This window comes from Gordonia polyisoprenivorans, assembly GCF_017654315.1.
GTDB classification, from domain to species: Bacteria; Actinomycetota; Actinomycetes; order Mycobacteriales; family Mycobacteriaceae; genus Gordonia; species Gordonia polyisoprenivorans_A.
This window is the reverse complement of record NZ_CP072203.1, coordinates 1,549,557-1,571,226: the sequence shown is the minus strand read 5'-3', so window position 1 is coordinate 1,571,226 and position 21,670 is coordinate 1,549,557. Positions and strand designations below refer to the sequence as shown.

Sequence of the window (21,670 nt, the reverse complement as noted above, 5' to 3'; positions counted from 1 at the left end):
GAGCGCCCTATTCGCCGAGAGCGTCGAGCAGTCGGGTCCGCAGATGTGCGGTCTGCGCGGCGCCGTCGGGATCCCGCGGCGCGTCGACGGTGACGTCGGCGGCGATGTGCCCGTCGGCGAGCACCACCACCCGGTCCGCGAGGCGCAGTGCCTCGTCGACGTCATGGGTCACGACGAGAACGCTGAATCCGTGGGCCTGCCACAGATTGATGAGCAGCCGGTGCATGGCCGCCCGGGTCAATGCGTCGAGGGCGCCGAAGGGCTCGTCGAGCAGTAGGAGTTGCGGGTCGGCGACCAGGGCGCGCGCCAGCGAAACCCGTTGGGCCTGACCACCGGACAGCTGCGCCGGCCACGCGTCGGCCTTGTCGGCCAGCCCGACCTCGGCGAGGGTGTCGCTGACCCGGGCGGCTGCCGCCGCACCCTTGAGTCGGGAACGGACGACGCCGAATTCGACGTTGCGTCGCACCGTACGCCAGGGGAACAGCCGTGGCTCCTGAAATGCCACCGCGGGTGCTCCGGACGTGGTGACGTCACCGGTCGAGGGTTGCGACAGGCCGGCGAGCAGCCGCAGCAGGGTCGATTTACCGCTGCCGCTGCGGCCGATGATGGCGACGATCTCGCCGGTGCGCACGGTCAGGGACACGTTGCGCAGCACCGGTTCCGCGTCGCCGTAGGCGAAGGTCGCCGCCGACACCTGCCCGGCGATCTCGGTCGATTGGGTTGTCCGCGTGGCGCTCGCGGCATCGATGATGGCGGTCATGGGGCAGCCTTCCTCAGTTGGTCCGTTGGTAGCGCGTGGTGTATCGCTCCAGCGCCCGCACGATGGCGTCGGTGATCAATCCCAGTGCCGCATAGATGATCAGGCCGAAGAACACGACGTCGGTGCGCAGGAAGTCGCGCGCGTTGTTGATCAGGTATCCCAGCCCGGAGGTCGCCGCGATCTGCTCGGCGACGATCAGACTGAGCCAGGCGATCGCCAGTGACTGCCGGAGCCCGACGAGGATCTGCGGCATGGCACTGGGGATGACCAACTCCCGAATCGTCTGCAGGCGGCCGAATCCGAGGACCTTGGCGTTCTCGCGGAGCTTGGGATCGATCTGTCGGATCGCCGCCGAGGTGTTGAGATACAGCGGGAAGATCGCGCCGAGGGCCACCAGCAGGATCTTCGGTGTCTCCTCGATCCCGAACCACAGGATGAACAGCGGGATGAGACCGAAGAGCGGAAGCGCCCGGATCGCCTGCATGTTGGGGTCGATGATCGCATCGGAGATCCGGCTCAGTCCGACGATCACACCGAGCCCGATGCCGATGAGCACGCCGAGCCCCAGGCCGATCGCCACACGTTCGGTGGAGGCCACGATCGCGTCGGTGAGTTCACCGCTCTGCAGCTTCTCCCAGCCGGCCTCGGCGATGAGCGAGGGTGCGGGCAGCTTGTCCTGCGGCAGGAACCCCAGAGCGCTTCCGAGTTGCCACAGAGCGAGCACCCCGATGGGTGAGAGGACCCGGATCCACGTCAGCACACGTGAGCGTCGAGCCGCACGGATCTGCGCCGCCGACCTGGTGCCCGGCGGTCGCCCGGATGACGACGCCGAGGAACTGGAACCCGGGATAAGAGAAATTGCCATGATGGTGGGCAATGATGCGGCAGTTCCGGAGCGGGCAGAACGGTTGCGCTCAGCATGACGCGAAGTGGCTTCGGCCGGATCCGGACTCGACACCGATGTTCGCACTGTGTGATGGGTGCATCGCGCGATGGGTCGGCGCCGGGTGCTTGTTCTGCGGTCAGAACGTGCGATAGTCGCGCACGCTCATCCGGTTGCCCCGCCGCTCGGGACGTGAGCCGTGCATCTCGACCATCCGGATGATCCGATAGCGGTGTCCGGCATAGGGTTCGAGGAGTTCGAGCATCCGCGCGTCATCCACCGGCTCCCCGATGAGCGTCTGCCCGACCGCCGAGGGGATGTGGTAGTCGCCGACGGGGACCGCGTCGGCGTCGCCGACCGCTCGCGCCCGGGTCTCGGCGACGGTCCACGGGCCGACACCGCGCAGGATGTCGAGCCGGTCGGCGTGCCGGTCCACATCGAGTGAGGTGGCGCCTCGGATGGTGCGCATCCGCACCGGTTCGGCGCCGCTGCGATGCCAGTCCCACACGGGGATCGAGGGCCACTGCTCTTGCGGCGGCGGGACACGCATGTCGTCGGGCACCGGCCCGGGCGCACGGGAACCGTGGCGGCGCACCAGGTATCGCCACGCCCGCCAGGCCTCGGCGCCGACCACCTTCTGTTCCAGAATGGCCGGCACGAGCGCTTCCCACACCCGCCCGGTGGCCCCGATGCGTAACCCGGGTGAGCGGGCGACGAGTCCGGCGACCACCTCGTCGTGGACGGGCATGGCCTCGGGGGCGTCGTCGCCGCCGAGCATCGCGGGCATCGATTCGAGCAGCCAGTCGGCGCCGTCGCCCCACGCGCGGCCGACGATGCGCTCACCGTCGACGCGCACGGTCAGGGTCGCCGGTCCGTCCGGGGTGTGGCTCGTGCGCCACACCGACCCGTCGCGGCCGTAGCGGAATGCCGGATCACCACCGCCGCGCCGGTGCAGTCCCAGCGTGTATCGCAGATCCACCGGTCCCGGCGGCATCCACACCCTGGTGCGCTCGGCGTTCATCGTCCTCGACTGTATCCATTGACGCCGACAACCCGGCGGGGACGAACCACCGCGGACGAGACGTTCAACCGAACGACCATCCGTCGAGCGGACGCCTCGCCTGCCGTTACCCTCATCGGTAGCTCCGGTGTGCCCGGAAGCATCGACACAGGGGGCATTTCATGCGCAATACGATCCGCGGTGGCGTGGCGGCCGCGACGGCCACCACCATGGTCCTGCTGATCGCCGGCTGCACGACGTCGGGGACACCACAGGCCGCTGATGCGTCGTCGGCAGGTCCGTCGACGGCGTCGTCGAGCGGTGCGTCGACGAGCAGCGGCGATCCCGCGAAGGTCAAGGCCCTGGTGGTCACCGCGGCCGATCTCCCGGCCGGATTCACCCTCACCCCGCTGCCGGAGGATCAGTTCCAGAAGGCGGTGTCGCAGTTCCAGGGCACCACCCGCAACGCGACGATCGTCCCGGCCGCGTGCGCCGATCTGCAGAAGCTGCCGGACGTGGATGCCTCGAAGCTCGGTGTCGCGGTCGCGACCTCCACGAGCGGCGGCATTCTCAGCGAGGGCCTCGCCGCGCAACCGAGCGACGTCGCCGCGGCACGGGCGAGGGCGACGGGGCCCTGCAAGAACTATTCGATCACGATCAACACCGGCGCGGCCGCAGGAACCACGGCGACCGCGACCAACACGGTGGTGCCTGCGCCGACCACCCAGGCGGAGCCGAGCGATGTCCTGGTGCTGCGTCAGGATCAGAAGGTCTCCACGGCCGGCCAGGTGGTGACCGTGACCACCTACACCGGTTTCGCGTCGGTGAAGGGGTACAGCGTCTCGGCCCTCTACACCGCCATCACACCGGGCTCCGCTCCCGACGACGCCGCCTTCCGGCAGTTCTTCACCGCGGCGGTGAACAAGGTCGCCACGCAGGGCTGAGCGGGGCCGGGCGCTCCGGCATCGAGGGCTCGCGACACACACACGCGGCCCGTCTCGGTCCGCGCCGGTGGTACACCACGGGCGTTGGCCGGGACGGGCCGCGTTCGTCGCGTGACTCAGAGGTTGATCATGTGCCCGATCGCGCCGTGGAACGTTTCCTGCAGCGCTTCGCTCATCGTCGGGTGGGTGTGGACGTTGCGTGCGAGTTCACGCGCGGTGAGATCCCACTTGTGGGCCAACGTGAGCTCGGGAAGCATCTCGGAGACGTTGTCGCCCACCAGATGTCCGCCGAGGAGTTCCTCGGTCTCGGAGTTGGTGAGGAGTTTGACGAAGCCGGCGGTCTCGCCGAGTCCCTGCGCCTTGCCGTTGGCGGAGAACGGGAAGGTCGACACGGTCACGTCGTAGCCTTCGTCCTTGGCCTGTGCCTCGGTCAGACCGAACGAGGCGACCTGCGGCTGACAGAACGTCGCGCGCGGCATGAAGCGGTAATCGCCCAGCGTCATCGTCTCCGCGCCGGCCATCGTCTCGGCGGCGACCACACCCTGCGCCTCGGCCACGTGTGCGAGCTGCAACTTGGCGGTCACGTCGCCGATGGCGTAGATGCCGTCGACGTTGGTGCGCATGTGGTCGTCGATCGCGATGGCGCCGCGTTCGGTGAGTTCGACGCCGGTCTTCTCGAGGCCGTAGCCGTCGACGCGAGGGGCGAAGCCGACCGACATCAGGACCTTGTCGACGGTCAGTTCGCCGTCGTTGTCCTTGGCGTCCTTGTAGGTGACGGTCACGCTGTCACCGTTGTCGGTGACGGTCTGCACCTTGGTGGAGGTCAGCACCTTGACGCCGAGCTTCTTGTATTCCTTGGCGATGGCCTTGGAGACGTCGATGTCCTCGTTGGGCAGGACCCGATCGAGGAACTCCACGATCGTGACGTCGACCCCGTAATTGGCCAGCACGTATCCGAATTCCATGCCGATCGCGCCGGCGCCGACGATCACGATCGACTCGGGCAGCTCGCGGGTGAGGATCTGGGTCTCGTAGGTGACGACGTTGTCGCTCAGCTCGACGCCCGGCAGCAACTTGACGGTCGAGCCGGTGTCGATGATGAGGTTGTCCCAGGTGATCTCGCGATCGCCCACCTTGAGGGTCTTCGCGTCCTGGAACACACCGTATCCGTCGATCTCGGTGATCTTGTTCTTCTTCATCAGGAAGTGGACACCCTTGACGATGCCCTCACTGACCTTGCGACTGCGGTCGAATGCCGGACCGAAATCGAAGGAGACCTCACCGGACATGCCGAAGGTCTTCGCCTGATGGTTGAAGATGTGCGCCAGCTCGGCGTTCCGGAGAAGTGCCTTCGACGGGATACATCCGACGTTCAGGCACACACCGCCCCAGTACTTCTCTTCGATGACGGCGGTTTTCATGCCCAGCTGGGCGGACCGGATCGCGGCCACGTACCCACCTGGACCAGCACCCAGGACAACTGTTTGGAAGTGTTCAGCCACGGCCACCACCCTACGACGGCGTCGGGTACCAGCGCAGAGCGTCCCCGGTACTGGCCGGTAACCACCTCGGACACAGCCATTTTCCATCACTGATTGAATCGGTGATGGGGATCTGCTTTGATCGATCGGTATGGCACCGACACGCTCCCGGGTGACGCGCGAACACCTGCTGATCGCCGCCGAGCGACTGTTCCTGACCGACGGCCCCGACGCGGTGTCGGTGCGGGCCATCTGCACCGAGGCCGGGGTCAATCCGGCGGCCGTGCACTATCACTTCGGATCCAAGGACGACCTGGTCGCGGCCCTGCTGGAGGACCGGTTGGCGCCGCTGTGGGCCGACACCCTCGGCGGCAGCGACCTCGCGGTTCGCACCATTACCGACCTCATCGATCTCGTCGTCGACCCGCTCGCCCGACTTCGGGCCGATCCCGTCGGCCATCTCCATCTGCAGCTACTGGCACGCTTCGTCGATGCCCATCCCGACGCGGCGTGGACGCGCCGCTGGTTCCGTCTGGACGACTGGGTGGATCTGCTCTCGCCGCTGGTGCCCGGCCTCGACACGCGCGCCGCAGGACGCCGGTGGGCGCTCGCGTTCACGCTGATCCTCCACCGCTTCGGTGGGACCGGAACCCTCTCCGACGAGGCAGTCGCGGCGCTGCGCGGGTTCGTGGTCGCCGGGCTCGGCGCACCGGTTGTCTCGAAGGAGTTGCCATGACCACCAACACCACTGCGTCGGACCCATCAGCGCCGGACCCGTTCGCGCCCGCCCGCCTCGGTCCACTGCAGTTGCGCAATCGCCTCATCAAGTGCGCGACCTTCGAGGGCCGCACCCCCGACGCCCTCGTCACCGACGATCTCATCGAGTTTCATCGGGAGGTCGCCGCGGGTGGGGTCGCGATCAGCACGGTGGCCTACTGCGCGATCTCCCCGGAGGGCCGCACCGACCGTCATCAGATCTGGCTTCGCCCGGAGGCCGCGCCCGGTCTGGTCCGGCTGACCGAGGCCATCCATGCCGAAGGTGCCCGTGCGGCAGCACAATTGGGTCACGCCGGTCCGGTCGCCAACTCGGTGTCCAATCGGGCTCGGGCGCTGGCCGCGTCACCGATCCCGGCGCCGATGGGCATGTCGATGACGCACTCACCCACCGTCGAGGAAATCGCCGCGCTGCGCACCACATTCGCCCGCGCGGCGCGCATCGCGGTCGATTCCGGCTTCGACGCACTCGAAATCCATTGCGGCCACAACTATCTCCTCAGTAGCTTCTTGTCTCCGCTACTCAACCGCCGGCGCGACGAGTACGGCGGCTCGGTGGTCAATCGCGCCCGGCTGGCCCGCGAGGTGCTCGAGTCGGTGCGCGAAGAGGTCGGCAGCGAGGTCGCGATCTGGGCCAAGCTCAACATGTACGACGGCGTCGGTGCCGTCGGCGCACCCGCGCGCCGGTGGCGCGGTTTCAACGTCGACGAGGCGTGCGCGGTGGCGCGGCTACTCGAAGCAGACGGATACCTTGATGCGATCGAACCCACCGCGGGCAGTTCACTTCTCAACCCGATGTACCTGTTCCACGGGCAGGCGCCGCGAGCCGCATTCGCCGACGCCTTCACCGGACCGATGCGGTGGGGACTGAAGGCCGCAGGCCCGTTCTTCCTGAAGCACTACGAGTACCACCCCGGCTACCTGCTGCCGCTGGCACGCCGACTACGGGAGGCGGTCGATCTGCCGATCATCCTGCTCGGTGGCATCACCGACCGTGCCACCATGGACTCCGCGCTCGCCGAGGGCTTCGACTTCCTCGCCATGGGCCGCGCCCTACTCCGCGAACCCGACCTGCCACAACGGATCAGCGCCGACCCGTCGACGTCGTCGCAATGCATCCACTGCAACCTGTGCATGCCGACGATCTACACACGCACCGAGTGCCCGGTACGTGGGTGAGACCACCGCACACAATGTGACTCCTGGAAATTGGCGATGAGCGACGCCGTGGTCAGGTGCCCCTTCGCCCGATGGTCGAGGTGCATTGCGCCCCAGGCGCCGGGCCTTCCCCCGATGGTCGAGGTGCGAGCCGCGTGCGGCGAGCCTCGAGACCCGGCGAGACAACAAGCCCCCCAACCACATCGAAAGCAAGACAAACGAAAACCGCACCCCTACCACACCCCACCGACAGAAAATCAGCGCCGAAACACGTTGTCCACAAGCAGAATTCATCAAAGCACCCCTTGCATCGAACACCCTGGCGATGTACACTGGACCCATCACAACGATCAGCCACCGGGGAGGGGCCCATGATCGACACCACCACAACTCTTGACGTCAAAGATGTTGATGCCGAAGCAGTCTTCGCCGTGATCGTCACCCAACTCAGCGACCTGCAATGGAACCCGGAGATGACCGGACCCCAAGCCTTCGGCGCGATGAAACAAGTCCTGCTGTTGCGGAACCTGGTCGATCACCACGCCACCACCCTCACCGGCGAACTGGACCGACTGGGCGTGGCCGACCACAAAACCACCCGACTGCGAGAACTGTTGATCAGCATGGGCTTCGTGCCCGCCGTCGCAGGTCGGTACGTGCGGATGGCCGGCACCACCGATATCGATCTGTTGTTGGCGCATGCCGCCGACGGGTCCATCTCGTCCGAACACACCGACGCCATCGTCCGCGGACTGGCGCACATCGACACCCGCGCCCCCGAACCCATGGACACCGTCCAACGCTGCGAATACCTCCGGAAACTCTTGTCGCACTACTTCGCCGGCTTCACCACCGCCGAAATCAACCTCTACGCGCGACAGTTGGGGAACGAGCTCGCCGCGGAGACGCCGGGCGGGTTACCGGCCGCGGAGGACAAGACGATCAACTCCTACACCGATCGCATCACCGACGACGGCCGGTTGGAGATCTCAGCGAACCTCGACATCATTGCGGGCGAGAAAACCAGAACTTTGATGGAAACCTTGTCGGCACCGAAACCTCAGCCGGATGGGTCACCGGATCCGCGGACACCCGAACAGATCTGCGCTGCCGCGTTCGAGACGATCGTCGAACTTGCGGCACAAGGCTTGGCCGACACCACCTTCTCCGCCAAACCCACCAACGGCTTGTTGTGGACCTGGTCGGCGGACAACCCGGCACTCGGCGGCGATTTGCAGAACATGGGCGCGATCACCGAAGCCACCGCGCGGATGTTGTCGTGTGACACCACCATCACCAAAATCATCCTCAACACCGACGGCGTACCCCTCGACGTCGGACTCAAAGAACGGCTGTTCACCCCAGGACAACGCAACGCACTACTCGTCCGCGATCGCGGATGCATCAAATGCGGAGCACACGCCGGACGCTGCCAAGCACACCACCTCGCCCACTGGAGTGATGGCGGTCCCACCGACCTCGACAACGGCTGCCTGCTGTGCACCAGCTGCCACGACGATGTGCACCACCACGGCTGGGACATCATCATGGGCTTCGACCGACACCCCTGGCTGATCCCACCCGCCAGCGTCGATCCGAAACGACGACCCGTGCCGTCCTATCACCGCAGAACCATGCGACTCGACGACGCCGCAGCCTGACCTACCCTGCCCCACTACCTGAATCCTGCACCCGGCCTGGCCGGGACCGCATCTGATCTTTGAGAACTCCATAGAGAAACCCACCCGATGGTCGAGGTGTTCGAGCGTCCGCGGACCGGAAGCCTGTCGACACAAGGGGTCTCGAGGCTCGTCGCTAACGCTCCTCGGCACCTCGACCACCGGGGTGGGACGGCCATCGGGCACGAAACCCGGGGCGGGAACGCCCCCCGCTGGTCGAGGTGCGAGCCGCGTGCGGCGAGCCTCGAGACCGACTGAGCCAGAGCTGGATTCGAATCACCGTTGCCCGGTGACTCATCGGCGCAACCGATCTCGAGGACCTCGACCATCGCCTGGGAAAGTCCGAGCATCTCCGTTGTGGGTCACCTCGGCCACGGCGGGGCGGGAAGCGCCCGGCCTCATTGGGCGAGGCGGACGAAGTCGGAACGTTCGTCGTCCTCGCGCGAGCTCTGTATGCGGCGTCCGGCATGTGGGACGCGGCGGCCGCGGCCGGGTACGTTGGCGAGGTGACCGACAGCAGCACCACCACCTCCGCCGACGACCCGTACCTGTGGCTCGAGGACGTCACCGGCGACGAGGCACTCGCCTGGGTGCGTGACCACAATGCGCCCACCCTCGCAGAACTCACCGACTCGGACCGGTTCTCCCAGCTCGAAGCGCAGGCCCTGGAGATCCTCGACACCGACGACCGCATCCCCTACGTGCGGCGCCGGGGTGAGTATCTTTACAACTTCTGGCGCGACGCGGCGCACCCCCGCGGACTGTGGCGGCGGACGACGCTCGAGCAGTACCTCACCGATTCCCCGGACTGGGACGTCCTGATCGACGTCGACGCCCTCGCCGCCGCCGAGGACGAGAACTGGGTGTGGAAGTCGGCGACCATGAACCGGCCCGAGTACGACCGTGCCCTGATCTCGATGTCGCGCGGCGGCGCCGACGCCGCCGTCGTCCGAGAGTTCGACGTCGCGACCCGCACCTGGGTCGACGACGGCTTCACCCTCCCCGAGGCGAAGTCGTCGATCTCCTGGATCGACCGGGACACCGTCTACGTCGGCACCGATTTCGGGGTACAGCCCGATGGCGACGGATCACTGACCACGTCGGGGTATCCGCGCGTCATCAAACGGTGGACGCGTGGCACGCCGGTCGATGCGGCGCCGACGGTGTTCGCCGGCTCCGTCGACGACGTGGCGGTGAGTGCCGGCTACGACCACACACCCGGATTCGAGCGTCATCTCGTCTCGCGCGCAACGGATTTCTTCAACGAGCTCACCTACGAGCTCCGCGGCACCGAGGAGATCCTGCTCGACGTGCCGACCGATGCCCACGTCAGCGTGCACCACGACTGGATGTTCGTCCGCCCCCGTTCGGACTGGGAAGTCGGCGGAACCGGTTATCCCGCAGGCACTCTGCTCGTATTCGACTACCCGTCCTACCTCGCCGGGGCGCGCGAACACACGGTGCTGTTCACCCCGGACGCGCACACCAGCCTGCAGTCGTTCTCCTTCACTCGGTCCCACCTGATCGTGCTCACCCTGCACGACGTGCACACCGAGGTGACCGTCCGCACTCTCGGCGACTGGACGGCCGTGCCACAACCCGGGCTCCCCGAACTCGCGACCGTCTCGGTCCTCGACACCGATCCCGACGACAGTGACGAGGTGTTCTGGTCGGCAACGTCGTTCACCGCACCACCGAGCCTGCTGCACGGCGACAGCGGCACCGAGGTCACCGTGATCAAACAGACCCCGCAGTTCTTCGACGCGGAATCGGTGGTGGCCGAACAGTTCTTCACCCCCTCCGACGACGGCACCCCGATCCCCTACTTCGTGATCCGGCGCCGCGACGTGACCAACGGCCCCACACTGCTCTACGGCTACGGCGGCTTCGAGAACTCGCTGACTCCGGGCTATCTGGCGCTCTCGGGCCGCAACTGGATCGAACGCGGCGGCATCTATGTCATCGCCAACATCCGTGGCGGCGGCGAATACGGCCCGGCCTGGCATACCCAAGCCCAAAAGGCCGGTCGGCACCTGGTGTACGAGGACTTCTCGAGTGTGGCCAAGGACCTCGTCACACGTGGACTGACGACCCCCGCGCAACTCGGCGCGCAGGGCGGCTCCAACGGCGGCCTGCTGATGGGCGTCATGCTCACCCGGTACCCGGAGCTGTTCGGCGCGTTGGTGTGCCAAGTCCCACTGATCGACATGCGTCGTTACCACCTGCTGCTCGCGGGCGCGTCGTGGATGGCCGAGTACGGCAACCCCGATGACCCCGACGAGTGGGCCTACATCGGTGAGTACTCGCCGTATCAGAACCTCACACGCGAGAAGACCTACCCACCGATTCTGGTCACCACCTCCACCCGCGACGACCGCGTTCATCCCGGACACGCCCGCAAACTCGTTGCGCGACTGGAGGAATACGGTCACGACGTCCGCTACTACGAGAACATCGAGGGCGGACACGGCGGTGCCGCCGACAACAAGCAAGCGGCCTTCAAGTCGGCACTGGCGTACGAATTCCTCTGGCGCACCATTGGATCGGCCAACGGCTGAGCCGTCAGCGGTAGACGATGACCGCCGCGGGGCGCACCGACCGCGACCCGACGTCCAGCCCCGGCCGCAGAACGCCGGCGACCGTCCGTGACCGGTCGGCCGCGCCGGTCTCCCGGGTGTCGACGGCGTCCATGGTGGTGGCGTCGAAGTCGTCGCCGACCCGCGGCGTCACCGGCGTGCCGCCGTGTCCGACGATCAGGCGTTCGAGGCCATCGGCCAGCGCGGTGAACGCGGCGCGATCGGCGGCGTCGGCCGAAGATGAGGCGCAACCCGAGGCGTCGCCGAACAGCGCCAGCAGGTCCACCAGCAGGGCCAGGTCCGCACCGGCCGCATCGCGCGCCGACCGCTTCTTCTCGGCGTCGAGGAGCCGCTCCAACGACTGCGACTGGCGGGCGATCACCCGCCCGAGATCCTCGACCCGTTCGTCGAGGCGACGGACCTGCTCGGCCACCTCATCCGCACCGGCACCCTTGCCGGTACCGGCCACCTCGTCTGCACCCTCGGTCATCCGACCAGCGTAGAACCCGGCGTTCCCGACATCGAGGCGCCCGCCCGGCGCGCGTCGCGCTGTTACGATCCCCGACCGTGGGCGTATACGGCATCGATCTGGGCACGACGAATTCGGCGATCGCGGCGATCGACCGCGACGGACGGCCCGAGGTGATCGGCGACTGGAACGGTGCACCGACGACACCGTCGGTCGTGCTGTTGCCGTCGGCGCACGACCACGTCGTCGGCGAGGGCGCCCGCAGGCAGGCGCGACTCGACCCCGACAATGTGTGTGCGCTCGTCAAACGTCGCATGGGCGAAGTAGATTGGCGATTCGTCGCGCACGGCCGGAGCTGGTCGGCACCGGCGATCTCGGCACTCACCCTGAAATCGTTGGTCTCCAACGCCGAGTTCGCCGGCGAGAAGGTGGAGCGTGCGGTGATCACCGTGCCCGCCTACTTCGGGGACGAGGAACGCCGCGCCACCATCCAGGCGGGCACCTACGCCGGACTCGACGTCGCCGGGGTGTTGTCGGAGCCGATCGCGGCAGCACTGTCCTACGGATTCAGCCGGTTGACCGACACCGCCACCCCGGCCACACCCGACGAGACGGTCCTCGTCTACGACCTCGGCGGCGGCACCTTCGACGCCACGGTGATCGAACTCGCCGACCGGCGCATCTCGGTACTCGCCGTCGACGGCGACCATCAACTCGGCGGCGCCGACTGGGACGAGCGGCTCGCCCTGCACCTGTCGCGGAAGTTCTGCGAGGAACACCCCGACGCCGAGGATCCCCTCGACGACTCGGCCGGTTCGCAAGCCCTGATCATGGCCGCCGAGCGCGCGAAACACGAACTCAGCGAATCCGACTCGACATCGGTGATCGTCTCGCACGACGGTGTGCGGTCGGTACTGAGCGTGACCCGCACCGAACTCGAGGAGCTCACCGCCGGACTCCTCGCACGGACCCTCGACCTCACCGACTCGTGCCTGGCCGGCGCGCGTCGACGCGGGGTGGCGCAAGTGGATCGGGTGTTGCTGGTCGGCGGCTCGTCGCGGATGCCTGCGGTGACGCGCGAGATCAGCGCGCGGCTCGGGATCACCCCGGAACTGCGTGATCCGGACCTGGCGGTGGCGCGCGGCGCGGCGATCTACGGGGAGAAACTCGAGATCGAGCGCCTGGTCACCGCCGACCTGACCACCCGGGGTCGATTGGCGCCCGGTGCGACGCTCGTCGACGCCGCACCCGCCGATGTCGACGAGGCCGCCGCGCGGGTGGCCGCGGCGTTCGCGATGCCGGTCGCCGGAGTCCGTCGAATGCTCCAGATCAGCGTCGACACCGTGGTCTCACGCGGCTTCGGGGTACTCGCGGTCAGCGGACGCAACGGCGAACTCGAGGTCACCTGGCTGGTGCATCGCAACCAGCCTTTGCCGATCCGGGTCCAGCGCTCTTTCGGGACGGTGCGCGCCGACCAGCGCCGCATCGAGCTGACCGTGGTCGAACAACTCGGCCAGGAGGCCTCGCCCTCACCGCGGGACGCGAAGATGCTGATCGAGGGCGCCATCGAGGACATCCCGCCCGGCCACGACGAGAACAGCGAGGTGCGGGTCACCTTCGAGATGGGATTCGACGGCGTGCTGCACGTCAGAGCCCATCATGTCGAGGCGGACATGCCGCTGACCCTCACCGCGAAAACCGGTGCGACGCTCTCCCGGTCGGAGGTCGCCCGAGAACTCGACCAGGTCCACCGCAGTCGACGCCGGGACGTCTGAGCGCCGTGGAACCCTTCGTCGGCAACGACTACCGCAAACGCGTGCTCGCCGCGGTGGAACGCCGCGGCGGCGTGGAGGAATCCGACCCCTTCGAGCTGTACGACATCCCGATCGCCGAGACCGCCACCCTCTCCGATTCCGAGGTGATCACCCGGATCGACGAGGTGTGGGCGTTCTGGCAGAAACAACGCGACCACCCCAAGTACCGGGTACTCGTGGAGCAATTGGTCGCCGAACACGCCGACCGCAGTGCACCGCTACGTGAATCGGTTCGCCGCGCGGCGCTGGCCCGGTCCGTGCAGGCGCGCCGCACCGAGCTCGATGAGCAGCGATATCAGTTGCTGAACAGCGCGATCGAGCGTCTCGTCGCCCGCTACGGCGGCATCCCGGAAGGAAAGCGTGCCGGTCTCGACGAGATCGGCGCGATGGGTGGACTCAGCGCCGATGAGGTCGCGACCCGCCTGCGCAGGCACCGGATCGTGCCCGACACCCCTTCCGGGACAACCGCACCCACCGCCTCCCCGCCGCAAACGCTGTCAGCCCACAAACTCTCCCAGATCACCGAGCTGCTCACCGAGTTCAGCCGCCGCCGCAGCGGGCCACCCACCCACACACTGCTCGCGGTGCTCGAACTCACCACCGACAACGCCGCCGACCGCGGCGAGATCCGACTGCGCGTCGACGGAATGCGCCACCGCGCACGGGAATTGCCCGCCGGCCGCATGCGCGCGATCGTCGACGAACTCCTCATCGACATCGAGCAGATCCTGCTCGGGCCGGCCGAGGTCACCGAGGCCTACCTCGCCTCGGTCGCCGACCGGGTCGCCGACCATCTGCGGCCCCGTATCCGGGCGGCGATCCTCGTCGAGGATCGTCTGCACCCCGACGATCATCAGTTCATGCTCGACGAGGCGCGTGAACTCGGTCTCGGTACCCGGGACGCGCGGCGGCTGATCGCCACGATCGCAGCCGAGTACGGTGGTGCCGTCGAGGAGCCCGCCCCCGCACCGGCCGCAGCCCGAACCGCACCCGCCGCACCGGCTCCGACGCCGCACACCCCGGCAGCAGGCGACTGGCAGCGCGAATTGCGCTCGGCCCGACAGGCTTTGCGCAAGGGCCGCCCAGAGGAGGCCCGGCGGCGATGTGCCCAGGCGCGCGCGGCCGCCGGCGACGACCCCACCGCACTCCGTCAGATCGATGCGGTCGCCGACGAGGCGCAACGAACCCTGGACGCCGCCACGCCGGCACCGGCACCACCCGCAGCACCGACACCACCTCCAGCACCGACACCGGAGCCGCCGCCGGCACCGGCCACCGGTCTGCCTCCGACAGCGCCGTCGACGGTCCGGGCCGAGACGGTCGACGGGACGGTGCGGGTGAGCTGGGACCCGTCACCCACCGCCGGGGTGAGCTATCGGGTCACCCGAGTCGAGCGCAACGGCCGCAGGCAGGTCGTCGGCCGCACCGCGGAGACCGAACTCGACGACGGTGGCGCCGGCACCGCAACCCCGCTGCCCACCTACGAGGTCACCGCGACCCGTGCGGGCGTGCACTCCGATGTCGCGATCTCCGGCAACCCGCCAACCCCGGCCCGACCCCCGGCTCCTGCACCCACAACACCCACCCCCACCGCGCCACCGGCCGATGCCCTGCCCGCCGTCACCGACGTCCGCGTCGACGGCAACCGGGTGATCTTCGCGTGGCCCGACGGCGTCACCGAGGCCCTCGTCGTCATTCGGGCGGATGCACCTCCGCAGTCGCCGACCGACCCGGCGGCGTGGACGAAAAAGATCACCAACACCCGCTACGACATCGACGGCGGGTTCGCGATCCCCGGTTCCGTCGCACGTCCCGGGTACGTCGCGGTGGCGGCATGCCGGCGCGACAGCAGCGGAGCACTGACCGTCGCGGCCGCCTTCGATCCCCGGGCGCGCGCGGTGCTGCCGACGACGAACGACAACCCGCGCCCGTGATTCGCTAGGCTGAATTCGCCGAATCGGACATCACCGACCTCGACCACCAGATTCAGAGGGGAATCACCTGCCATGGGAATCGACTACACCAAGCGACCAAAGACGCCGCCGGCCCCCCAGCCACAGCCGACTCCACAGGCACAGCCCTATCAGCAGCCGCCACAGGGCTACCCGAACCAGGCTCAGCCGCCGGTGTCGTTGTCGAAGGTGACGCTGACCAAGTCCGCACCCAGCGTGTCGCTGACCAAGCAGGGTTCGGCGACCGGCCAGGTCAGGGTGAACCTCAACTGGACCGCCGGCTCCAAGGGCGGACTGTTCAAACGCGCCACCGGCGTCGACCTCGACCTCGCCTGCCTCTGGGAGTTCGCCGACGGCAGCAAGGGCATCGTGCAGGCCCTCGGCAACTCGTTCCAGGCGCCGTACCAGGGCCGTCCGATCATCTGGCTCGACGGCGACGACCGCTCCGGATCGAACACCGGCGGCGAGAACATGTACATCGACCTGTCGGCGTCCAACCAGATCCGTCGCGTGCTGATCTTCGCCTACATCTACGAGGGCACCCCCAACTGGGCGAGCGCCAACGGCGTGGTGACCCTCTTCCCGGCGAATGGACCGCAAATCGAGGTGCGTCTCGACGAAGCCGATCAGGGTGCCATCTCGTGCGCGATCGCACTGCTGGAGAACCGCGGCGGCGAACTCGTCGTCAATCGCGAGGTGCGCTACATCCGCGGCTCCCAGTCCAAGGTCGACGAGGCCTACGGCTGGGGACTGAACTGGAAGGCCGGCCGCAAGTAGCGCACACCCTCCGCTCGCACCGCACAACGCACACCGCCTGCCGCACGCCATCGCCGACCGCGCCCGGGCGGTGTGCGTTCGCTCACCACCACCGACCACGAGCCCGCCGCGTGCCGTAAGGTCTGCGCGGTCATGCCGACACCACCCCTGCGGGTGACGTCGGCCCGTCGGGGGCGACCGTGCCGGACGTCCCCGGGCACTCAATCGGGGGATGGTGTGCTGAAGTTCTCGACCTCGCGCGTTGCGGCGCACTGCCGCCTGCTCGCTCCGCTTGTCGCCGCCATGATCACCGTCTCGGTGATCGCCGGCGCTCTGAACGCCGGAGATGCTGCGGCACAGCCGAATTCACCGCTCGATCTGGGTGCGATCGCCGATGCCGCGATGCGATCGGTCATTGCCGATCCCGATCCGTTCTACGCGCACACGCCGCCGGCCGGCGACGCCCGTCTCGGCGAGATCCTGCGGATCGAACCGATGGCTGCGCCCGCAGTGGAACGCGCGGTGGCAGGTGTGCGCGGGTTCCGGATGCTGTACGTGACGACCGGACCTCTCGGCGGCCGGACCACGGCGAGCGCGTCACTGTTCGTCCCGTCGGCAACTCCGGCGCACGGCACGCGTGCGTTGATCGGCATGGGTGTGGCCGACGAGAGCATGGGCTCCTATTGCCGGCCGACCTCGTCGATGTCACGCAACTCGGTGATCGATCAGGTTCGCGGTATGGGCCCGGTCGATTCGGCATCGACAGCGCTGCGCGCGGGCCACACCGTCGTCGTCGCCGATCTCGCCGACGACGGCGGGCCGTCGCCCACCCCGACGCTACTGCCCCGCTTCGACGGCCACGCGCTGCTCGACGCGATCCGCGCCGCCCGCTCGGTGCCCGCGGCCGGGTTGACCGCGGCGTCGCCGATCGGTATCCACGGTCCGTCCGGCGGCGGGAGCGGCGCGGCCGCGGTGGCCGCCGAGCAGGCCGGAACCTATGCACCCGAACTACAGATCGCGGCGATCATGATCGGTCAGATGGTGCCCGATCACCGCAACTTCATCCGCCGAAACAGCGGCACGGTGGGAGCCGGATTCGCGTTCGCCGATCTGCTGGGTCTGGAGACCGGGCACCCGGAGATGCGGATCGATGACAAGCTCACCGCGGTCGGCAAGAGGATCGCCGACGCCTTCCGGCACTCGTGCGCGGTCCCGACCTATCTCACCCTGTCGTACGTACCGCTGCCGGCATTGTTCCGGCCGGGTCATTCCCCGTGGGCCGACCCCGACTTCCGGCGCGCCTTCGACGCGGCCGCGCTGGCCACCCCCACCTCGCCCACCCCGACCGCACGGTTGCGTATGACGCGGTGCGACTCGAACCTCTCGCCGGTGTCGGTGACGCCCGTCGATGACCTCGCACGCGCCGCGGCGACCTATCGTGCGAAGGGTGCCCGCGTCACGACCCGCGTCGTGAGCTGCCTCGGCGGACCCGGTGACGTCTACGCCCCGGACCTTCGGTGGCTACTCGCTGCACTGTGACCGGCGCCGGGAACCGAGATACTGTCGAATCGCCCGGAGCACGACCATCGGATCCCACTGCTGCCCGCCGAGGCCGCGGGTGAGTGGGTACCAGGCGAATCCGATCAGCGCCGAGCATGCGTGCCCGATGTTGGTGACCGTGATGTGCGTGAGCAGTGGGACGAGGTAGATCACCACGCAACCGGCGATGTACACCCACCGCCACGGGCGGGCGATGTGATAGGCCAGCACCGCCGCGACCGCCGCCAGAAAGTAACTGACGCCGACGTCGTGGATGCGGATCAGGTCCGCACTCGCATCACCGGATGCAATGGCACGTCGCAGCAATCCCTCGCTGACGTAGGTGGCGACGACGTGCGCGCTGAGACCGACCACGACGAAACGTGCGGTGCCGAGCCATCGTTCGGCCGGGATCAGGAAGATGCAGAAGAGGATCAGATACGGAAACCAGTACGACCCGTCGAGCCAGAACAGGCTCGCGAGGAGAACCTGGAACGGATCCTTCTGCAGATTGACGATGTTGGTCGACTGATGACCGAGCACGTGGTTGAGATGTTTCGGCGACATCGAGTGCTGCAGGATGGTCGTCATCAGCAGGATCACGAGCCACACACAGGTCACGGGAGCCGAGCGGATTCGATCCCAGATCCACGCGCCGGCGCTCGTCAGTCGGGCCACCTCGTCTCCCACTCGTCAGCCCCGGTGATCAGTGTGCCGGTCGAGCGACGCTCGCGCCGGGGACCGGGACACACTCAGCGCGCGATGAGCCGCACGACGATGCCGAGCACGATCCCGATCGCCCCGGCGATCGCACCCACCGTCGCCCACCACGTGAGGTCGTTGGCCAGCGCATCGGTGGCCGCTCGGGTCAGGGCGTTGCCGGTGGAGTGATTGACGAACTGACGGTCGACCAGCGTCGTCGCGTTCAGCGCCGCCAGCCAGCTCAGCAGGGCCGCCAGCAACCCGCCCAGACCGAGTGCGATCAGCACCGTCCCGCGCCGTCGGGCGACGAGCAGGGCAAGCAGACCGGCGATCACCGCGACCGCGGTCGCGACGTATCCGATCGTCGTGATCTGTTGTCCGACGGTGTGATACCGACCGGCCTCGAGCCCGCTACCCTCGGCCATCGGCACCTCGATCTTGCCCGGAACCGAGGTCACGAACGGCAGGTTGGCGCTCTTGAGCGCCCGGTTCACCATCGCGGTGATGTCGAGTTGCATCTCCTGGGAGCCGCCCGCGGGCGCGGGATCGAAGAGCCAAGAATGCTGCTGTCGGACGAGATCGGCGAAGTCCGCGGGGAAGTCTTGCCCCTGCGTGTAGCGCTTCGCGAACGGTTCGATCAGCGTCGACGCCCCGGGCACGTTGACCCGGGAGGACACCTGCTCGGTGATCTCGTCGGCGATGAACGCCTGCACCTGTGGGTCGTGCGCGAGCGGCGCGGCCACGTCGGCGAAACCGTCGGCATCGACCACCCGCTCGGCCGCCCACATCGACGGCAGGGCGACGACGATGGCCACCATCGCGACAAGGGTCAGCAGCGCACTGAGAAACGTTCGCACCGGCACGAGGGTACCTGTCGAGACTCGCTCACTCGTCGGCGATGACCCGGGCCCGGCCGACGATCAGCGGGTCGGGGGTGCCGACGAGCTCGTCGTTCTTGCCCTTGTAGTCGAACAGGCTGAGCACGTGACGCATCGCGTTGATCCGCGCGCGTTTCTTGTCGTTGCTCTTCACCACCGTCCAGGGCGCGATGTCGGTGTCGGTCTTGGTGAACATCGCCTCCTTGGCCGCACCGTAGGCGTCCCACTTGTCGAGCGACGCGAGGTCCATCGGGGAGAGTTTCCACTGCCGGACCGGGTCGATCTGCCGGATCGCGAAGCGGGTGCGCTGTTCGAGCGGGCTCACCGAGAACCAGAACTTCACCAGGTTGATGCCGTCGTCGACGAGCATCTTCTCGAACGCGGGGACCTGATCCATGAACTGGTCGTACTGCTCGGGGGTGCAGAAACCCATCACCCGCTCAACGCCGGCCCGGTTGTACCAGGAGCGGTCGAAGAAGACCATCTCGCCACCCGCGGGCAGATGCTGCACGTACCGCTGGAAATACCACTCGGTGGACTCGCGTTCCGAGGGCTTCTCCAGCGCGACGACCCGCGCGCCACGGGGATTGAGATGCTCGTTGAACCGCTTGATCGTCCCGCCCTTGCCCGCGGCGTCGCGGCCCTCGAACACCAGCAGGTGACGCTGGCCGGTCTGCTTGGACCATTTCTGCAGCTTCAGCAGCTCGATCTGCAGCCTGCGCTTGGTCACCTCGTACTCGCGGCGACTCATCCGCTCCTCGTACGGGTAATCCTCACGCCAGGTGTCGACGACGTTGCGTTCGGGCAGCGTCAGCAGTACCGGATCGTCGTCATCGTCGTCGTTCACCTCGAACTGGGTGGTGTCGTGCAGATCGACGAGGCTCTGCAGCGCTTCGCGCCCGTTGAGCTTGCTGAAGTCGGGGCCCAGGGTTTCCAGATCGTGCAACTCGGTCACGGATCAACGATATGCCGCGGTCACGAACGTCGCGTGTCGAAGGGGTGAACGTCGAAGGGGTGAACGAGGAGACCTTGGACCTGGGAAGTCGGACAGACCTGAGGAGTCGGACCCGTGAAATCAGTTGTGCAGGTCGATCGAGCCGTACTTCAGGCATGCCTTGCCGCTGGTGGTGTCGACGGCCGCGGCGAACCCGCCCGAGCATCCGACGCCGGGCTGACCCGAGTACGCCTGGCCTCCCCAGCCACCGATGGCGACCGAGTACCCCCCCGCGCGGGCCTGGGCGACCGAGAGCGCCTTGGGTCCGGTGGTGATGGAGTACGAGGTGCCGTTGGTGGTGGCCCCGGCCAGCGCCGAGGAACCGGGCGCCTGGTTGATCGCGGTGGCGTTGCCGCCGCGGTCGGACACGGCCACCGCCGTACCCCCACCGGTTTCCTGAGCGCTGGCGTTGCTGCCCACACCGGCGCGCGCGCCGCATCCGCTGGTGCCCTGAATCTGTTGCACCTCATGACCATTCGTCGCATTACAGGTGACCGCCTGGGCACCACCGCCACCGAGGCCGAGGCCCCAGATCGCTCCTGCGCCGCCCACCGCGACGATCAGGGCCCGTGTCGCAAACCTGTGAATACGCAACGTGAATCGGCCTCCTCGCCGTATTGGGACAGCCATCTGACGATGGCGGAAGTGAGACCAGATGGTCAGACTGAGCACAGCGTACTCCCGTCACCGACGCCGACCCGGCCGACTCGGTCACGGAACGGCATCTATTGCCCGCACACTCGTCGCCCGACCGTGACCACCCGAACGCCAACGGGGCCCGCCGATCGAAATCGACGGGCCCCGTTGGGTTTTGACGTTCGAAATCAGGCTTTTGCGCGGCGCTCCGACTCCGCGGTGAGACCTTTCTTGGCGGTCTCCACGGCGGTCTTCTGGCCACGTTTGACGAGCATGCCGGGCAACTTCACCTTGAGGTCGATCTCGAGCTCGAACTCGACGTGCGACCCGTCGCCCGACGGCGTCACCGTGTACTTGCCCTGTTGCTCGGCCAGCATCTTGGACTCGATGAGACTCCAGGAGCAGGTGTTGTCGGTCCACGCATAGGAGACGGTCTGATCGTCGTTGACGCCCGCGGCCGACACGGTCATGGTGACCTGATCGGGCGTGCCGTCGTCGTGTTCGGACACGATGGCGGCCGCCTTGTGTGGACCGGACCATTCGGGCAGGGATTCCACATCCATCAGCACCTCCATCACGACCGACGGGGGTGCAGCGACATCGAACTCGGTTCTCGCAGAGACAGCCATGCGCAGAATGTACCGCGCGGTGAGGTGCCGCGGCAGGAGAACCTCA

Annotated in this window: 19 protein-coding genes; 9 read left to right on the top strand and 10 right to left on the bottom strand. The window is 67.7% G+C overall.

Features of this window, described 5'->3' with window-relative positions; genetic code table 11:
- Positions 1-7 precede the first annotated feature (7 nt).
- The 3 genes from J6U32_RS07130 to J6U32_RS07120 all read right to left on the bottom strand — a co-directional run bounded on the left by J6U32_RS07130 (position 8) and on the right by J6U32_RS07120 (position 2,664).
- Positions 8-760 (bottom strand): ABC transporter ATP-binding protein, encoded by a 753-nt coding sequence (locus J6U32_RS07130; protein WP_208794260.1) that lies wholly within the window; start codon positions 758-760, stop codon positions 8-10.
- A 13-nt stretch (positions 761-773) separates the two neighbouring features.
- Positions 774-1,625, bottom strand: a complete 852-nt coding sequence (locus J6U32_RS07125; protein WP_208794258.1) for an ABC transporter permease — start codon at positions 1,623-1,625, stop codon at positions 774-776.
- Positions 1,626-1,782: 157 nt separating this feature from the next.
- Complete coding sequence (locus J6U32_RS07120) at positions 1,783-2,664, bottom strand: DNA-3-methyladenine glycosylase family protein (RefSeq protein WP_208794256.1); 882 nt, start codon at positions 2,662-2,664, stop codon at positions 1,783-1,785.
- 161 nt (positions 2,665-2,825) lie between these two features.
- On the opposite strand from J6U32_RS07120, the gene J6U32_RS07115 reads away from it, so the two are divergent.
- Positions 2,826-3,587, top strand: a complete 762-nt coding sequence (locus J6U32_RS07115) for a hypothetical protein (RefSeq protein WP_208794254.1) — start codon at positions 2,826-2,828, stop codon at positions 3,585-3,587.
- Between the two features lie 116 nt (positions 3,588-3,703).
- On the opposite strand, the gene lpdA is transcribed toward J6U32_RS07115, so the two are convergent.
- Positions 3,704-5,089: a dihydrolipoyl dehydrogenase gene (gene lpdA / locus J6U32_RS07110; protein ID WP_208794252.1), complete on the bottom strand. Its 1,386-nt coding sequence runs from the start codon at positions 5,087-5,089 to the stop codon at positions 3,704-3,706.
- 130 nt (positions 5,090-5,219) lie between these two features.
- Here lpdA and J6U32_RS07105 point away from each other — a divergent pair, with 130 nt between their 5' ends.
- The 4 genes from J6U32_RS07105 (at position 5,220) to J6U32_RS07090 (ending at position 11,237) form a co-directional block, all read left to right on the top strand.
- Positions 5,220-5,804, top strand: coding sequence for a TetR/AcrR family transcriptional regulator (locus tag J6U32_RS07105; RefSeq protein WP_208794246.1), 585 nt, complete (start codon positions 5,220-5,222; stop codon positions 5,802-5,804).
- Entirely contained in the window at positions 5,801-7,021 is a 1,221-nt protein-coding gene (locus tag J6U32_RS07100; protein ID WP_208794244.1) for an NADH:flavin oxidoreductase, read from the top strand. The genes J6U32_RS07105 and J6U32_RS07100 overlap by 4 nt, the downstream gene beginning before the upstream one ends.
- A gap of 350 nt (positions 7,022-7,371) precedes the next feature.
- Positions 7,372-8,661: an HNH endonuclease gene (locus tag J6U32_RS07095; RefSeq protein WP_208794242.1), complete on the top strand. Its 1,290-nt coding sequence runs from the start codon at positions 7,372-7,374 to the stop codon at positions 8,659-8,661.
- Positions 8,662-9,146: 485 nt separating this feature from the next.
- Entirely contained in the window at positions 9,147-11,237 is a 2,091-nt protein-coding gene (locus tag J6U32_RS07090) for a prolyl oligopeptidase family serine peptidase (RefSeq protein ID WP_208795989.1), read from the top strand.
- Between the two features lie 4 nt (positions 11,238-11,241).
- On the opposite strand, the gene grpE is transcribed toward J6U32_RS07090, so the two are convergent.
- Positions 11,242-11,745 carry a nucleotide exchange factor GrpE gene (gene grpE, locus J6U32_RS07085; protein ID WP_208794240.1) on the bottom strand — a complete coding sequence of 168 codons (504 nt, stop codon included), beginning with the start codon at positions 11,743-11,745 and terminating at the stop codon, positions 11,242-11,244.
- A 77-nt stretch (positions 11,746-11,822) separates the two neighbouring features.
- On the opposite strand from grpE, the gene J6U32_RS07080 reads away from it, so the two are divergent.
- The 4 genes from J6U32_RS07080 to J6U32_RS07065 all read left to right on the top strand — a co-directional run bounded on the left by J6U32_RS07080 (position 11,823) and on the right by J6U32_RS07065 (position 17,785).
- Entirely contained in the window at positions 11,823-13,499 is a 1,677-nt protein-coding gene (locus J6U32_RS07080; RefSeq protein ID WP_208794238.1) for an Hsp70 family protein, read from the top strand.
- 5 nt (positions 13,500-13,504) lie between these two features.
- Positions 13,505-15,472 (top strand): hypothetical protein, encoded by a 1,968-nt coding sequence (locus J6U32_RS07075; protein ID WP_208794236.1) that lies wholly within the window; start codon positions 13,505-13,507, stop codon positions 15,470-15,472.
- Positions 15,473-15,544: 72 nt separating this feature from the next.
- A complete protein-coding gene (locus J6U32_RS07070; protein WP_208794234.1) occupies positions 15,545-16,267 on the top strand; it encodes a TerD family protein in 723 nt (240 codons plus the stop codon).
- Positions 16,268-16,483: 216 nt separating this feature from the next.
- On the top strand, positions 16,484-17,785 hold the full coding sequence (locus J6U32_RS07065) for a lipase family protein (protein ID WP_208794232.1): 1,302 nt from the start codon (positions 16,484-16,486) through the stop codon (positions 17,783-17,785).
- Here J6U32_RS07065 and J6U32_RS07060 read toward each other — a convergent pair.
- The 5 genes from J6U32_RS07060 to J6U32_RS07040 all read right to left on the bottom strand — a co-directional run bounded on the left by J6U32_RS07060 (position 17,768) and on the right by J6U32_RS07040 (position 21,624).
- A complete protein-coding gene (locus tag J6U32_RS07060; protein ID WP_208794231.1) occupies positions 17,768-18,475 on the bottom strand; it encodes a rhomboid-like protein in 708 nt (235 codons plus the stop codon). The genes J6U32_RS07065 and J6U32_RS07060 overlap by 18 nt on opposite strands.
- Before the next feature lie 62 nt (positions 18,476-18,537).
- A complete protein-coding gene (locus J6U32_RS07055; RefSeq protein ID WP_244332663.1) occupies positions 18,538-19,344 on the bottom strand; it encodes a hypothetical protein in 807 nt (268 codons plus the stop codon).
- 28 nt (positions 19,345-19,372) lie between these two features.
- Positions 19,373-20,320, bottom strand: coding sequence for a polyphosphate kinase 2 (gene ppk2 / locus J6U32_RS07050; RefSeq protein WP_208794227.1), 948 nt, complete (start codon positions 20,318-20,320; stop codon positions 19,373-19,375).
- A gap of 120 nt (positions 20,321-20,440) precedes the next feature.
- Positions 20,441-20,953, bottom strand: a complete 513-nt coding sequence (locus J6U32_RS07045) for a DUF6764 family protein (protein ID WP_208794224.1) — start codon at positions 20,951-20,953, stop codon at positions 20,441-20,443.
- 230 nt (positions 20,954-21,183) lie between these two features.
- Complete coding sequence (locus J6U32_RS07040) at positions 21,184-21,624, bottom strand: SRPBCC family protein (RefSeq protein WP_014358903.1); 441 nt, start codon at positions 21,622-21,624, stop codon at positions 21,184-21,186.
- Positions 21,625-21,670: the final 46 nt, after the last annotated feature.